General features: G+C 73.9%; 9 protein-coding genes. 1 reads left to right on the forward strand and 8 read right to left on the reverse strand.

Going from position 1 to position 14980, the window contains the following annotated elements; translation table 11 throughout:
- The first annotated feature begins 182 nt into the window (after positions 1-182).
- Entirely contained in the window at positions 183-590 is a 408-nt protein-coding gene (locus tag ACYVI6_RS09960; RefSeq protein ID WP_460446225.1) for an ATP-binding protein, read from the forward strand.
- Between the two features lie 91 nt (positions 591-681).
- On the opposite strand, the gene ACYVI6_RS09965 is transcribed toward ACYVI6_RS09960, so the two are convergent.
- The 8 genes from ACYVI6_RS09965 to ACYVI6_RS10000 all read right to left on the reverse strand — a co-directional run.
- Positions 682-1965, reverse strand: a complete 1284-nt coding sequence (locus ACYVI6_RS09965) for a PP2C family protein-serine/threonine phosphatase (protein WP_460446226.1) — start codon at positions 1963-1965, stop codon at positions 682-684.
- Between the two features lie 892 nt (positions 1966-2857).
- On the reverse strand, positions 2858-4384 hold the full coding sequence (locus tag ACYVI6_RS09970) for a hypothetical protein (protein WP_460446227.1): 1527 nt from the start codon (positions 4382-4384) through the stop codon (positions 2858-2860).
- The gene (locus ACYVI6_RS09975) at positions 4381-5664 is read right to left on the reverse strand and encodes an LPXTG cell wall anchor domain-containing protein (RefSeq protein ID WP_460446228.1); all 1284 of its coding nucleotides are present in this window, start codon (positions 5662-5664) and stop codon (positions 4381-4383) included. Before ACYVI6_RS09975 ends, ACYVI6_RS09970 begins: the two co-directional genes overlap by 4 nt.
- A 178-nt stretch (positions 5665-5842) precedes the next feature.
- Entirely contained in the window at positions 5843-7870 is a 2028-nt protein-coding gene (locus ACYVI6_RS09980) for a hypothetical protein (RefSeq protein WP_460446229.1), read from the reverse strand.
- A 119-nt stretch (positions 7871-7989) separates the two neighbouring features.
- Entirely contained in the window at positions 7990-9705 is a 1716-nt protein-coding gene (locus tag ACYVI6_RS09985) for an Ig-like domain repeat protein (protein ID WP_460446230.1), read from the reverse strand.
- A gap of 168 nt (positions 9706-9873) precedes the next feature.
- Positions 9874-11034: a substrate-binding domain-containing protein gene (locus tag ACYVI6_RS09990; protein WP_460446231.1), complete on the reverse strand. Its 1161-nt coding sequence runs from the start codon at positions 11032-11034 to the stop codon at positions 9874-9876.
- 198 nt (positions 11035-11232) lie between these two features.
- Positions 11233-12204 (reverse strand): sortase, encoded by a 972-nt coding sequence (locus ACYVI6_RS09995; RefSeq protein ID WP_460446232.1) that lies wholly within the window; start codon positions 12202-12204, stop codon positions 11233-11235.
- On the reverse strand, positions 12201-14980 hold a 2780-nt coding region (locus ACYVI6_RS10000), incomplete at its 5' end, for a hypothetical protein (RefSeq protein WP_460446233.1). The genes ACYVI6_RS09995 and ACYVI6_RS10000, both read right to left, overlap by 4 nt.

Here is a 14980-nt window from a genome sequence, read left to right on the forward strand (position 1 = left end):
CCGTCGTCCTGACCGCGTCACTCGGTGCACGATCGGCGTTCTCAGCTCATCAGGCTCACTGCACTCGATGCAACCGCTCGGCGGGTGCGGACGGCTACGGTCAGGTGGACTGTACGAGACGGGGCGTCGAGTCGGTCGCCGAGCCCGACGGAGCGGGGCGAAGCATGAGGCATGCCGAGCGGGTGCAGCTGCCGCCGCTGCCCGAGAGCGTCCGCGCCGGACGTCATCTGGTCGAGGTGCTCCTGGCGGACTGGGGCGCCGGCGAGCTGTCGGACCTCGCAGCCCTGCTGGCTTCGGAGCTCCTCACGAACGCAGCGACCCATGCTGGAACGGCCATCGACCTGCAGGTGATCCTGAGCGCCACGGAACCGGTGACCGAGGCTCGTCGGCTCGAGATCCGGGTGACCGACCAGCTCCCCGGACCGCTGCTGCTGGACATCGAACGCGTGGGCCTGGAAGTCGTCCTGCACCACCCTGACCTGGATGCCGAGGGCGGCCGGGGGCTGGCGATGGTGTCCTCGCTCGCAGTCGCCTGGGGCGTGGACCACCTCGAGACGGGGAAGACGGTCTGGTTCGTGCTCCAGGGCTGATGAGCCGGAGCCACGACGGCGAGGGCGTCCTGCGCGTGACCCGTCCGGCACGACGTCACGGCACGCCGAGGGCGATGCCGTGGCGCGTACGTCAGTGGAGAGGACGCAGCCACAGCGCCGCCGCATCGTCCTTGAGGACGCCGCCCACGTGCGCTCCGACTGCGGTGAAGAGCGTCCCCAGGTCCTGCTGCAACGTGACCTCGTCCGCGTCCGCGTCCGCGTCGCGCGACGTGGCCGAGGCACGCGGCCCGGACCGCTCGGCGCGGTGCACCGCAGAACGCAGGTCGAAGAAGCGACCCGCGCCGTCTCGAGCCTCGATCACGCCGTCGGTGTAGAGCAGGAGCCGCTGACCTGGACGGAGCCGGCCGCGGTAGAGCGCCGCCCGGTAGGGGTCGACCGTCTGGTCTCCAGCGGCCGTGGCGGCGACCGAGTGCATCGAGCCGAGACCCAGCGGCGTCGTCGCGGGAGCCTCGAGCAGCTCGACGTTCCCCCTGCCGTCGCTGACGACCGGTGCCGGGTGCCCGCACAGCAGCAGCTCGAAGGAGCCGTCGGGACGCATGTCGCAGAAGGCGGCGGTGACGAAGTCCTCGATCGCCGCGCCGTCGCCGTCTGCGTGGGTGCTGACGGCGCCCGGCCCCTGCTCCGTCCGGGAGCGTCCCTCCGGCACGGGAGCGAGGTGCAGAGCGTCCGCCGGGTCCGTCCGCGACGTGATGCTGAGCGCGAACGCGCGGTCGACCCTGCAGGCCAGCTCGTCCAGCGCGACGGGTGCGGGGGCGAGGGACCTGAAGGTCGCGAGGACGGTGGCTGAGGACCGCAGCGCGGCCAGCCCCTTCCCGCGTGCGTCCCCGACGATGACCCTGACCCCGTCTGGTGCACCGAGGGGGCGCGTCGCCGAGCTCGACCCCGACAGCGTGACGGCATCGAACAGGTCCCCGCCGACGTGGGCCCCTGACGTCGCAGAGGCGTAGTGCGAGGCCAGCGCGACGCCGCCGAGACGCGGCGGCAGTGGCGGCATGATCGTGAGCTGGGCGACCGTCGCGATCTCGGCCGATGCCGCGGCGCGCCGCTCACGGTCGATGCGCACCACTGCCGAGACCAGGGCGAAGACGGAGAGGGCGACCGATCCACTCACGCGGATGAGTCCAGCGGCGCTCAAGAGGCCCTGCGGCCCGTGCCAACCGCCGGTGTGGACGCTCAACGCGCTCACCGCCAGGACCGCTGCGGCGGCGACGTACGCGGTCGGTCGCCACGTCAGGGCGAGCGCGGCCATGAGCGGCCCGATGGCCAGCCACGGCACGACCACCAGCCTGTCCCCGAGCGCCACCCACTGCAGGATCGACAGGAACGCCACCCACAGGAGCGCCGCGGCGAGCATGACGCCCGTGGGCGACGTGACGACACCGGGCCGTGCTGATCGTCCCGGCCCGACAGCCGACTGTCGAAGGGCGCGCAGCTGTGCACTCATGTGTCTCCAGAACCGGAGTCGGCGGACGGTGCTGTGGCGCACACGTCTCGAGTATCTCCCGATGAGCCTGCTGCGGCGCTCGTCACCGGCGCCCTGGCGCTCTCACCCCCGTCGAGCTGCGAGCCGCTCGACGTCCGAGCACCGAGAGCCGTGCGGGCGCCCATGCGAACGGACTGGAGCTCGGCCTCGACCAGACCAGGACGACGAGAACCTCCGGCCGCCGAAGCGGAGGGGGGCTCTCGGCGTGCTCACAGCTGCCGTTCGAGGCGTTCTGGTGAGCAGTGCATGAGACCGGACGTGAGACCGAGCGCATCCGCATCTCGTGAACTCACGGCGGGCGTGCGCAGCGGGTGCGGTCGGCGGTCGCGTCTGGTCCCGCCTCCGACGGGGGACGCTGCTCCGACCGCGGGCGCCAGCAGTCAGGCGTGCCGAGGCACCGGCTCACGCGCTCTTCACGATGGACCGGTGCGAGTAGCCCGTCGCGAGTCGACCAGCTGAGGAAGCTGGCGCGGTGGACCCACTTCTCAGGTCGGCCACGGCGGTCATCGTGCTGACGATGCTGAACATCTGCTCGCAGCTCGCGCGAGGCGTTGGCAGACGACGCGGTGCCGACCACGTGCGGTGGTCCTTGCTCGGCTGCTGGGCCCTGTGCCGGCTCGAGCGACCTGCGTAGCCGCCTGGGGCGGGTGCGGCGCGTCCCGGGCCGCCGGTCGGCGCCTGCGTCTCAGAACCCCCGTGGACCGCCGCCCGCCGGGCCCGCCCTGCTTGCGGGGCCCAGCGGGTGGCGACCACCGAGAGCTGCTCAGCGCTGCAGCAGCGCCAGGCCGTCGAGCTGCACCCGCTTGCCCTTGGTGAGCGACTTCAGCTGCAGCGTCCCGGTGCCGGCGGTGCGGCCCAGCGTGACGGCGTACTGCACCTGGTCGCGGTTGCTGCCCCTCAGGCTGATGCGCTCGAGCAGCTTGCCCTTCCAGTAGACGCCCACCGTGCCGCACGCCGTGCACCGCGTGCCGACGACGACCGCGCTCTTGGCGCGCACCTTCGTGCGGGTCAGTGCGGCGTTCGCCGTCGTGGTGCGCAGGGCCGTGCGGGCGTACAGCTTGCTGCCGCTGACCTTGGTCCACCCCTTCGAGGCGGTGAGGCTGCGCTCGTCCAGCGGGGAGGCCGTGCAGCGGGCCGCCGTCCAGGCCGACACGTTGCCCACCCGGTCGCGCGACCGGGCCGAGACGCAGAACTGGTACCCGCGCGAGAGCGTCAGCGACACCGACGACGCCTTCGTGGCGCCCCAGCCGCGCGGGCTGCTCCAGGCCGAGAACGCGCCACCGTACGAGGCCTTCTGCACCCGGAAGTCGCGCGAGGCCACGCCGGACGACGCGTCGGCCGAGCGGGCCGACACGGTGACCTTCGAGCCCAGCGACACCGCGGGCAGCGCACCCAGCGTGGTCGTGGGGGCGACGCGGTCGACGGTCCAGGCCCGGCTCACGGCCGTACCGGTGTTGCCCGCCCGGTCGACCGCGCGGACGGCGAAGGTGTGCCGCTTCGACGACAGCCCGGTCAGGGTCGTCGGCGAGGTGCAGGCAGCGAAGGCGGCGCCGTCGAGGCTGCACTGCAGCCGCAGCTGCACCGCGGTGTCGGTGTCGTCGCTCGCGCCGAACGCGAAGGTGGCCGAGGCCGATCCGGTGACGGACGCCGGACCCGAGGTGATCGCGGCGACCGGCGCCGTGGTGTCGGCGGACGGGTCCGGGAGCACCTGCGTCCAGGTGCCGCCGGTGATCTTGATGTCCGCCCGCTGCCACCGCACGGAGCCGGTGCTGGCCGCCGTCTTGAGCCGCAGCTGGTACAGCCCCTGGTAGACGCTGCCGGCCGGTGCGGTGTTCGGGTACGACGACTGCAGGTCGGCGAGCGTGAAGTCGGTGTCGTTCAGCGTCGCGACCGGCTTCGTCATCGCCGCGATGTTCGCCGGGGCACCGACTGCGGGGTACTTCGTGTTCAGCGACATGGTCATGCCGGAGAACTCGGCGGTCTGCTGGTTCGGCACCGGCAGGTACCCCGACAGCTGGATGCGCGAGTTGGGGTTGGGCACGTCGGGGTCGGCCGAGGCGACCACGTAGGTCGCGAACGGCTTGTCGGCGATGCTGCCGCTGGTCACCTGGTGACCGGCCGCGTCGTAGAAGGCGATGGTGCCGTAGGCCGACGGGTCGGGCTCGAAGGGCGGCACCGCGGTCGCGGCACCGGCCGCGGGGGCCAGCGCGACGAGACCCGCGAGTCCGACGGCGGTGGCGACCACGACGGCGAGCCGGCGGCGGAGGCCGTGCGTGCTGCGGGCGTTCATCGGTGGGCTCCCTGCAGGTTGGGACGACGACGGGCGAGGTGGGTGGCCGTGCCGCCGAGCAGCAGCAGGCCGAGTGCGAGGCCCAGCACCGGGGCGATCTCGGAGCCGGTGCGCGGCAGCGAGCCGCCGCTGCCGCCGACGTCGCCGCTGCCGGTGCCGGCGCCCTCCTGCGTCCCGGACCCGGACGCCGAGCCCGACGAGGTCGATGTGGCGTCGGCCGACACGTCGAGGGTGACGGTGACCGTGTGCGTCGCGCCGGCGAGCGTCAGCTCGACCTCGCCGTCGGCCTGGTCGTCGGGCACCTGGAAGTCGTAGACGACGACACCGTCGTCGTCGGCGGTGAGCGTGGTGTCGTCCTCGCCGTCGACCGTGACGGTGACGCTCTCACCGGGCTCGAAGCCCTTGGCCACCACGGTGGCCTCGGCGCCCGGGGCCAGGGTCGGCCGGTCGGGCAGCGGGTCGCCGTTCGCGTCGAGCACCACGACGTCCGGGTCGTCGGTCGCGGTGGTCGTCGACGAGCTCGACGTGATCGAGGTCGACGGCTGCGAGGTGGTCGACGCCGACGTGGTCGACGTGGTCGAGGTCGTCGACGTCGTGGAGGTGGACGACGTCGTCGAGGTGGTCGTGGTGGGAGGCGTCGCGGTGGTCGTCGTCGTGGTGGTCGGCGTCGTCGTGGTGTCGGTGGGCGCCGGCGTCACGGCGGGGAGCACCTGGGTCCACGTGCTGCCGCTGATCGAGATGTCGGCCGACTGCCACTTCGTGGAGCCGGTGTTCGAGGCCAGCTTCAGCCGCAGCTGGTACAGGCCGTGGAAGGGGCTGCCTGCGGGGGCGGTGTTGGGGAACGACGACTGCAGGTCGGCGAGGGTGAAGTCGCTCGAGGCGATGGTCGCGACCGGCTTCGTCAGCGCGGCGATGTCGGCCGGTGCGCCGACCACGGGGTACCGGGTGTTGGCCGACAGCGACATGCCGGAGAACTCGGCGGTCTGCTGGTTCGGTGCCGGGAGGTAGCCGGACAGCTGGATGCGCGAGTTCGGGTTCGCGACGTCCGGGTCGGCGGAGCCGGCGACGTAGGTGGCGAACGGCTTGTCGGTGGTGCTGCCGCTGGTCACCTGGTGCCCCGCCGCGTCGTAGAACGTCAGCGACCCGTACGACGACGGGTCGGGTTCCCAGGGGGGCGTCGGTGCAGCGGCGGCCGCGGACCCCGCGCCCAGCGCCAGCGCCCCCGTGCACAGCAGGGACGCGACGACCGCGCCCGCCGCTGCGGTCCAGCGTCGTGACATGCCCATCCACCTCATCTGCCGGTCGCCCGGCGCTCGTCGAGCGGCGTCCGTGCTGCGGACGCCGTGGGAACCCTGCTCAGCCGGTGTGCACGCGCCCTCGCCCGGTGGCGAAGGGCGGACACCCGCCCGGTGAACGACGCTGCGCAAACGGACGAGCGGCTCGTCCGGGACGCACCGGTCACCCACGGCTGCGCCCGCGGCGGGCCAGTGCGAGGGCGACGCCGGTGCCCAGCACCGGGACGGCGAGCCACCACCAGGGCGACACGGCCGTCGACGACGCGGCCGTCGACCGCACGGCCTCGGCGCGCGCGGTGGCGTCGTCGGCGCCGTCGGCCGGCGTCGCGGACCCCGGGAGGCCGGTCGGCGCGGGGGTCGGCGCACCGGCCGTGGGCCGGGACAGCGGCGTGGCCGCCGCCCGGGTGCGCGTGCCGGAGGGCGCGGCGGTGCCGGCGCCGGGCTTCCCCGAGGCCTGCTGGTTCAGGCCCAGCACGTCGGCCACCGACCGCGACGCGCCCGAGTCGCACGAGGCCCCGCCGGCCGCTCCGACGACCTGCCACGAACCGTCGCGCACCTGCAGGTCGAGGCTGTCGTAGCGGTAGGTGGAGGTCGGCTGGTCGGGCGCACGCAGCAGCAGGCGCAGCTGCACGCGCCCCTGCCAGCCCGCGGGGTAGGCCTCGAGGAAGTCGGACAGCCGGTAGTCACCGCGGGTGAACCGTGCGGTCGGGTGCGCGGCCCGGGCGTAGAGCGTGCTGGCGGTCAGCTGCATGCCGCTCCACTCGCCGGGGGACACGCCCTGCCGGGGCTGGTACGCCGACAGCACCGCGGTGCGGCCGTCGCCGCCGTAGCCCTCGGTCGCGGCCGACTCCCCGACCGCCGTCGTGACGAACGGGTCGCTGCCGACGCGGCCCGTGGTGACCGGCTTCCCGTTGCTGCACAGGGTGATCCGGCCGCTGCTGGCGACGTCGCGGTACGGCACCGTGGACGACGCGCTGGCTGGCGCTGGTGGGACGAGCACGACACCGGCGGCGGTGAGCAGACCCGCGACGGCGAGGCTCCTCGCCGCACCTGGCAGCACCCGGCCGGGCCGGGAGGCGTTCCGGGCGACGCGACCGGCCGGCTCGCGGTGCCGTGCCCGCCCGGCCGGCGTGGCCGGCTGCGCAGCCCGCCGCCGCTGACCGGTGCGCCGGCGGCGGCGCCGCACGAGCAGCACGAACAGCGCCACCAGCAGCAGGGCGAGCAGGCCGACCAGCAGCCACGGGACCACCCACAGCACCACCGACCGCGAGATCCCGCGCACGCTCACGACGTCGCCGCTCACCACCAGGGGGGTCACGCGGACGGTGGCCCGCTCGCGCAGCACGGGGCGCACGCCGCGGACTTCGACCGAGGCGTCGACGCCGTTGCCCGGCAGCAGCAGCGCGGCCCCGGCTGCCCGCGCCCGCGTCGTCGGTCCGACGAGGCCGTGCACCGACCCGGTGGCGCTGGCGCCGAGCGCGACGTTGCCCGCGTTCTGCAACCGGTACCGCAGCGTCACGGTGCCGCGGGCGAAGGGGTTCCACGACGACCCGTGCCACGTCGCCGTCACGCCGCTCACCTGCAGCGACGGCCGCAACGGCCCGCTGACGCGCACGAACAGGCGGGTGCCGACGCGCTGGTCGAGCCGGACGTCGGTGCCCTGTGCGTCGCGCGTCGTCGTCACCAGCGAGGCCAGCAGGCCCGCCACGTGGTCGCCCGGGGTCGCGTCGTGCGGCACCCGCAGGCGGAAGGGCACCACGACGGTGCTGCGCCCGGGCACGGTCACCTGGCCCGAGCGCGCCGCCCCGCCGAGCGCCACCCACGAGCCGGCGTCGTGCGAGGCGGTACCGGTGGGGAGCGCGGTGAGGCCGCCGTCCGGGAGGTTCGTGGCGTCGCTCGCCACCAGGCGCAGGGTCACCGGGCGCGTGGCGTAGTTGCGCAGCGCCAGCTGGTCGTTCACGAGCGCGTCGGGCGTGGTGCCGAACCGGAAGAACGGGCGGGCGTCGGGCCGGCCGGCGAACGCCGGCTGCACCCCGAAGGTGGCCGTCGTCGGCTTGGTCGTGTCTCCGCGCGACAGGGCCTGCGCGGGGTCGGCCGGCAGCGCCAGGCCGAGCGCCACCAGCAGCGCCGCCGCCAGGGCGACGACGTGGGTGGCGGCGGCCGTCGGGCGCGGCCAGGGGCGGTGCGACATCCGGTGCATCCGTTCTCCGGCGGGGTGGTGGTGGACGTGCCGCAAGGGGTGGGACGGCCGGTCGTCGTCCCACCCCTCGCCGCCGTCGCGCCCCGCCGGGGCCGCGACGGCGCTGCGGCTCAGAGGACCGTGAAGGTCACGGTCGCCTTGTAGGTGCCCGCCGGCGTCGAGGTCGGGGCGTTGAGGGTCATGGTCCCGACGACGTCGACGGTGCCGGCGCCGTTGGCGGCGCTGGCGAACTTCTTGGGCGTGCCCCGCAGACCGGCGGTGCCGGCTGCGCCCGGGCCGACGACGGTCGCCGAGGCGGCGTTGTCGAAGGTCAGGACGGGCTTGGTGGCGGCGTTCAGCGCGTTGCCCGCGACGTAGGCCGGCTGCACGCCGGTGAAGCCGAGGTTCTGCGCGTTGATCGAGTCGGTGCCGGCGGTGAAGTCGGTCGACACGACCGACGCGGTCCAGGGCAGGTCACCGGCGCGGGTGTCGGTGACGGTGACGCCCTTGGCCGGGTCGGTGGCCGAGCCGAAGGCCTTGCTGGCCGACAGCTGCTTGCCGTCCGCCGACAGCTTCATGCTGCCGAGGTCGAACGGGTTGGCCGGGGTGTACGGCGTGGCGATGACGATCGTGCCGGCGTCGACGGTGACCTGGAAGGCCTGGTCGTCGGTGCAGACGGAGCCGGTCGGGCAGGCGGCGGCCTTGACGTTGATCGCGACCGGCGCCGAGTTGGAGATGGCGTAGGTGTCGCTGGCCGGGGTGAACTTGGCGGTGACCGAGTGCGAGCCGGAGGCCAGGGCCGAGGTCGAGAGGACGTACTGGCCGGAGCCGTTCGGCGCGGGGACCGTGCCGAGCGAGCCGCTGACCGAGTCGATGAACTCGACCGATCCGGCCACGCCCGCCGGGCCGGTGGCGGCGGTGAGGTCGACCGGCGAACCGGCGTCCGGGTTGGTGTTGCTCGCCGACAGCGACACGGTGGTCGCCGTGGCCGGCGCCTTGATGGTGAAGGGCAGCGACGAGGAGGTGCTGCCGGTCACCGACGCGTCGGCCGGGGTGAACTTCGCGCTGTAGGAGTGGTCACCGGCGGCCGGCGAGACCGACTTCGTGGCGACGCCGGCCGAGACCGCCGAGGTGCCGAGCGAGGTGGGGGTGCCACCGACGGTGTCGAAGAACTCGACGCTGCCCGCGGTGTCAGAGGGGCTGACCGTCGCCTTCAGGTCCAACGACGTGCCGGCCGCCTGCGGGCTGGTCCTGTCGGCGCTGATGCTGGTGGTGCTGGCGGCGGCGGGCGCCGGGAAGACCTGCGTCCAGGTGCTGCCGGTGATCTTGATGGTGGCGATCTGCCAGGTGGTGGTCTGCGCCGGGGCCTTGAGCCGCAGCTGGTACAGGCCACCCGCGAGCGGCGGGTACTGCGCGACGAGGTCGCTCAGGCTGGGGTCGGTCGGCACGACCGTCGCGGTGGGGTTGGCCGACGACCTGATCGGCTCCGGCGCGCTGACGTTCGGGTAGACCTTCGAGCCCGACAGGCCGGTGCAGTTCCACAGCGCCGGCGTCGGCACGGCCGGGTCGACGGCGCAGCCGAAGAGCGCGGCGCGCTTGTTGGGGTTGTCGCCCTGCTGGGCGCTCGAGCCCACCAGGTAGCTGGCGAAGGGTGCGTCGTTGATGCTGCCCGACGTCTTCACGGCGCCGGAGGCGTCGTAGAGCGTCAGGGTGCCGTAGGCGTCGGCGTCGTTGTAGGCCGGGGTGCTGACGTCCGCGGAGGCGGACATCGCCCCGGCGGTCAGCAGCCCCGCCGCGATCGCCAGGGTGGACGCCCCGGCGAGCACGGACCTGGTGGACAGGCGCATGATGCTCCTTCGATGTGGTGGTGCTGAGGTGGGTGGCAAGGACCCGCCGCGGCGCGAGGCCACGTCGTGCCGGCGGCCGGGTCGGTTCGGGTGCAGTCCGAGCCGACCCGGCTCGCTGGTCCTACGGGGTGGTGCTGGTCGTGCTGGTCGTGCTGTCCTGCAGGCGGTTCAGCAGGAGGTCGGGTTGACGCCGCAGTCGACGTACACCGCGGTGCCGCCGCCGGCCTCGATGGCCGCCTGGCCGTCGTTGCTGGCCACGTAGGGCTTGACCGCGCTGCCCGGGTTGGCGAAGAGGGCGCGGGCGAAGTTCAGCGAGCCGCCGGGCTGGAACCTGGTGGTCGAGCTGAGGTCCTTCTCGCGGAAGACGATGTACAGCCCGCGGGTGTTGGAGTAGCTGCCCGCACCGTTCAGCAGCTTGATGCCGGCGCTCAGGGTGACCGGCGTGTTGCCGAAGGCGACCGTCGGGTCCTTGAAGTAGCCCGACTGGTAGAGGTTGAGCCGGCCCTCGGAGAACGGCGCGATGGCGTCGGCCGGCGAGTCGGCGCTGGTGATGGCGCTGGGATCGTTCTCCTGCACCGTCTGCACGCAGGACCCGATGGTCACCGCGGTACCACCGTTGGCGGCCTTGAGGTCGTTCCGGAAGGTGTCGCCGGTGCCCGAACCCGCCTGCGGGATCTGCGGGATGATGTTCGCCGACGACGAGCCGCCGACCTGGTTCCAGGTGCGGGTGTCGCACTTGTAGATCGACACCAGCTGGGCCGGCGTGAGTGCCGCCGGCGCGTTCGTGGTGTTGGCGGCGGCGACCTTGAGCGCGTCGGTCGAGATCTTCACGACGTGCAGGCCGTTGAAGGTGCCCTGGCCGTTGGCGGTCGCGATCTCGGTGGCGTTCGGCAGCCGCGAGGCCCGCACGAAGTTGATCTTGGCCGGGGTGCCGGTGTCCTTCAGGAACGCGGCGATGCCCGAGCCGGAACCGTTGGGGCGCAGCACCGGGCTGGTGCCGGCGCGCAGGATGATCGTCGGGTTCAGCGGCGCGATCGCGCTGCTGGTGCCGGCGGTGGGGATGTAGCCGGCGCGGTCGTTCGCGTCGGGGGTGGCGTCGAAGCTGATGAGCCGGTTGCGGCCGCCGGAGGCGTTGGCGCCCGTCGACAGACCGTCCGGGTCGCCGTCGGCGAGGAAGTTGCCGATGTTCTGCACGGTGTCGCTTCCGACGCCGACGACGTCGCCGGACGCCGGGCCGGCGTCGGCCTGTGCCTGGCCGGAGCTCAGGCCGAGGCCGAGGACCGCCGTCGCGGCGACCCCGATCCCGACGAGCTTCTTGGTGGAGCGCATGTTCGGTCCTCCGGAAAGGTGGTGAGGAGCTGGCAGGAGGAACGTCCCGTGCGCAGACCGACGGCGGCCCCTTCGCTGGTGAACGACGCACGAACGCGCCCGGGCGCTCGGCTCGGGAACGGGCAACACGGCTCAAGCACGGCGCCCGGCCACCCGAGGACGGGTGACCGGGCGTGGACCCGTTGCGTCAGAACGGGTTCAGAACAGGTTGGGCAGGAGCAGGCTCGCGTTCGACAGGCACAGCCAGAGCAGCGCCGTCAGCGCCGGTGCGGCGACGAGCCAGGCCTGACCGGGCCGCCAGCGCACGGCGACCCACGCCGTCGCGCAGACCGCCAGCAGCAGCAGCTGCAGCCAGAGCACGAGCGGGAACAGCGCGCCGCCGTACCCGGCCTGGGCCTGTTCCGACGGCGCGATCACGCTGGGGCGCAGGCGGTCCGGCGTCTTGGTCGCACCGTGCATCGTCGCGTCGACGAGCACCTGCCCGCGCGGCACCAGACCCTCGCGCAGCGAGCTGAACTCCTCGCTCACCAGCGTCAGTCGCGAGCCGCCCTGCGCCAGCGCCTTCGGCACCGCACTCCCCTGCCGCCGGACGCCGGAGACGGTGTACCGGAACGTCCCCTGCCCGGTGGTGAGGGTGATGCGGTCGCCGACCTGGAGCGTCCCGATCCGGCGGAACGGCCCACCGGCCGACAGCCCGCGCCCGTACAGCACGCTGACGCCGGGTTGTCCGGGCAGGGCGGTGTCCCGTCGGTGACCAGGGCCGTCCTGCGTCTGCCGCGAGCTCGTCCCCTCGACGACCACGACGTCCCGCAGCCCGGCGTCCGGCACCTGCAGCAGCGCGACCGGCCGGCCAGGGGTCGTCGCCCCCAGCGGCGCGGTGCCCAGCGCCAGCTGCTCGCGCACCTGGTCGTACAGCCGGCCCTGGGTCGCGTGCTGCTGCAGCCCGCTGAGCACCAGCACGTACGCCGCGAGCACCAGGCAGAGCCCGCAGACAGCGGCCAGGCCCCACCCGGGCAGCGACACCGGACGCCGCACCCGCTCGGCGCGGGTGCGGCGGCGGCCGGCGGTCGGCCCCGTCACCTCCGGCGCGCGGCGGCGCAGCGACGGCAGCGGCCACCAGCCGGGACGGGTGCGTGCCGGCGCCGGCGCGCGCTCGAGCAGCTCCGTCACCGGGTGCCCCGCAGCCGTCGTACGCCCCAGGTGGTGCCGGCGTCGACGCCGGCGAGCACCGCCAGTCCGACCACCGCCATCGGCAGCAGGCCCAGCAGACCGATGCTCTGGGTGGTGGTCGCGACCGGCGCCGCGTCGATGACGGTCGGCGCGGTCGGCGCCGCGGACGGGGCTCCCGAGGGCGCTCCTGTGCCGGCCGGCTTCGTTGCCGGGCCGCCACCCGTCCCGGAGCCGCCGCTCCCGCCGCTGCCGCCGCTTGCGCTCGCGCCCCCGTGCCCGCCACCCGGCGGACCGCCAGGCGTGTCCGACGACGACGCGGTCGGCTTCGGCGTCGGCCGCTGGGCGTCGTACGTCGTGATGTCGGGCACCTGACCACGCTGCGCCGCGATGGCGTCAGCGGCGGCGAGCGAGTATCCGGCGAGACGGCCCAGGCCGTTCGTCGCGGTGAGCGGCAGGTACCCGGCGGCCAGCTGACCGTTGGCCGGGCCAGGCCGCTGACCGGACTGCACCGCCCACCGCACCAGGCCCGCGTAGCCCTTGGCGTCGGCGGCGTCCAGCCCCTGCGTGGGCACGCTGGCATACACGACCATCGCGCCCGGGTACGCGCCGGCGCCGGCGGTGTCGCGGGTGATCGTCGACACCGGCACCGTCCAGTGCCCGGCCTCGCGGTCGGGCCGCAGCAGCTTCGCCGAGACCCGCAGCGACTCGGTCGTCGGCCCGACGAACGAGCGCCCGGCGTCCGTCGTCAGGTCCGCGGACGCGTCGTCCGACACCCGGGTCTGCAGCGCGGCCGTGTCGAGCCGGTACCGCTCGGCGTCGCCGATCGAGGTGATGCCCAGCATGAACCGGTGGCTCGGGGCCTGTCGGCCGAGGGCGACCAGCTTGGCGCCGTCGGCGGACCCGGGCACGACCACCTGGCAGGTGATCTGCGAGGTGACGATGGCGAACTGGACGTCGAGCCCGATCGTCGCGAGCCGGCCGACCGGGGCGGCGACCTGTGGCAGGAACGGCACCGGGTTGGCGTCGAGGCAGACGTTCTGGCCGGACGCGTAGTACTTCTTCGGCACGAACGTGTCCTGCAGCGGCCACGACGTCGCGGGCAGGCTGAGCTCTCCCTTGCCGTAGCTGGGGTTCACGACCATGCCCCAGGGGTCGGGTTCGCCGTCGAGCCAGGCCTTCGCCTCGGGGTCGCTCGAGATGTAGGTCGTGAGCGCGTGCAGCACGTCCGACTCGCTCGACAGCGACAGCAGCGTCGACGCACCCTCTGCGGCGCTCACGCCGTCGGTGATCCCGGGGTTGAGCCGCCGGAACTCGGGGTCGCGCGACATGTCGAGGGGGTTCTTCGACAGCGCGGGGTACTCGTCGCGCACGAAGTTCTCGGCCGGGTACGACATCGTCAGCAGCTTCGCCAGCAGCCGCGGGGTCAGGCGCAGCCTGCGGTACGGCTTGCCGTCGGCGTCGTCGATCGCGTAGCTGATGGCGAAGCCGGAGAACGCGATCGGTGCATCGACCGTCGGCCGGTCGTGCTCGCCCGGATCGCTGACGAACGCCGCCTCCACCGTGCCGGCACCGAGCAGGTTGTTCGCCTGCGGCTCGCCGACCTGCACGTGCTTGAACGGCGTCCGACGCGAGTCGGTGCAGAACAGCGGCCGCCACTGCGACGTCGCCTGGGCCAGCAGCTCCGAGCCGTAGACGTCGACGCCCTCGGCGGCGTTCGTCGAGCAGACCTCGTCCTGGGCCGCGAGGTCCAGCGGCACGACGAACCGGCCGTCCCAGTTGGAGCCGCTCCACCACAGGTCACCGCGGACGGCGGGGGCGGACGGTGCGCTCGACAGCGGCTGGCCCACGCCGTAGTCGCCCGTGCTCGAGCACTTCTCGTCGACGGTGGCGCGCAGGTCCGCCGGCGGCCGGTCGGCCGCAGGCAGGGCAGCCGCCGCGGTGTCGCAGGAGATGCCCATGATCGGCACCACGACGAGGGAGCAGGCGACCGTCGCCGAGCAGCCGAGCGACGCGTTGTCGTCCTTGGTCCAGGTGGTGAACTGCGTGCGACCGGTGCCGTCGGGCAGCGTCAGCCCGTACGTCGTGTTGCCCGGTTGATCGGCGAGGTCGACGTTGCGGGCCTCGGGCGGGATCGGCATGCAGTCGACCGCGTCGGGGTAGTACGTGGTCCCGGCGTGGTCCACGAACGGCAGCCGACGGATCGTGTAGTAGTCCTGCTCGTTGCAGCCGGGCGCGAGCTTCGGCGGGTCGCCGACGTGCGATCGCCGCTCGGCCGCGGGAGCGCGGCGGTCGACCCGCCACGGCGGGAACCCGGTGGTGCCGTCGAGCTGGAAGCGCTCGCGCGACGACTGCGTCCAGCAGTTCTCCGGCCGCAGGCGCTGCGAGGCGGGCACGCTGGTCGAGTCGACCCCGCGGCACTCGAGCACCACGACGGGGTACTCCTGCTGCGCCGCGGACGGCGAGTTCTGGTCCGGCACGACGGCGCCCGTCGGGTGGGCGCCCGACCAGCTGACGGTGATCGGTTGCCGACTGCGCAGGTTCGCGGTCTGGTCGACCTTCACGGTCACCGTGCGCCGGTCGACCCGCACGTCGTCGCCGTCGCGCAGGTGCTCGCGGGTGAGCGTGCGGGTCAGGGACACCGGACGGTTGCCGGTCACCTGGCCGGTCGTGCCCGTCCCGTCGGCGGCGCGCACGCGCGCGGCCGAGGCGGACGGCGCGGCGGGCAGGCCGAACACGAGGCCGACGAGGGCCACCGCGGCGGCAGCGGCCAGCGGGC

The sequence above is a fragment of the Angustibacter aerolatus genome (assembly GCF_054776675.1).

Bases quoted from the DNA above. Each gene is read 5' to 3' on its own strand.
- ACYVI6_RS09965 (WP_460446226.1), bottom strand. From the start codon at position 1,965: ATGCTCGCCGCGGCGCTCCTGTGGGTGGCGTTCCTGTCGATCCTGCAG.
- ACYVI6_RS09970 (WP_460446227.1), bottom strand. From the start codon at position 4,384: ATGAACGCCCGCAGCACGCACGGCCTCCGCCGCCGGCTCGCCGTCGTG.
- ACYVI6_RS09975 (WP_460446228.1), bottom strand. From the start codon at position 5,664: ATGTCACGACGCTGGACCGCAGCGGCGGGCGCGGTCGTCGCGTCCCTG.
- ACYVI6_RS09980 (WP_460446229.1), bottom strand. From the start codon at position 7,870: ATGTCGCACCGCCCCTGGCCGCGCCCGACGGCCGCCGCCACCCACGTC.
- ACYVI6_RS09985 (WP_460446230.1), bottom strand. From the start codon at position 9,705: ATGCGCCTGTCCACCAGGTCCGTGCTCGCCGGGGCGTCCACCCTGGCG.
- ACYVI6_RS09990 (WP_460446231.1), bottom strand. From the start codon at position 11,034: ATGCGCTCCACCAAGAAGCTCGTCGGGATCGGGGTCGCCGCGACGGCG.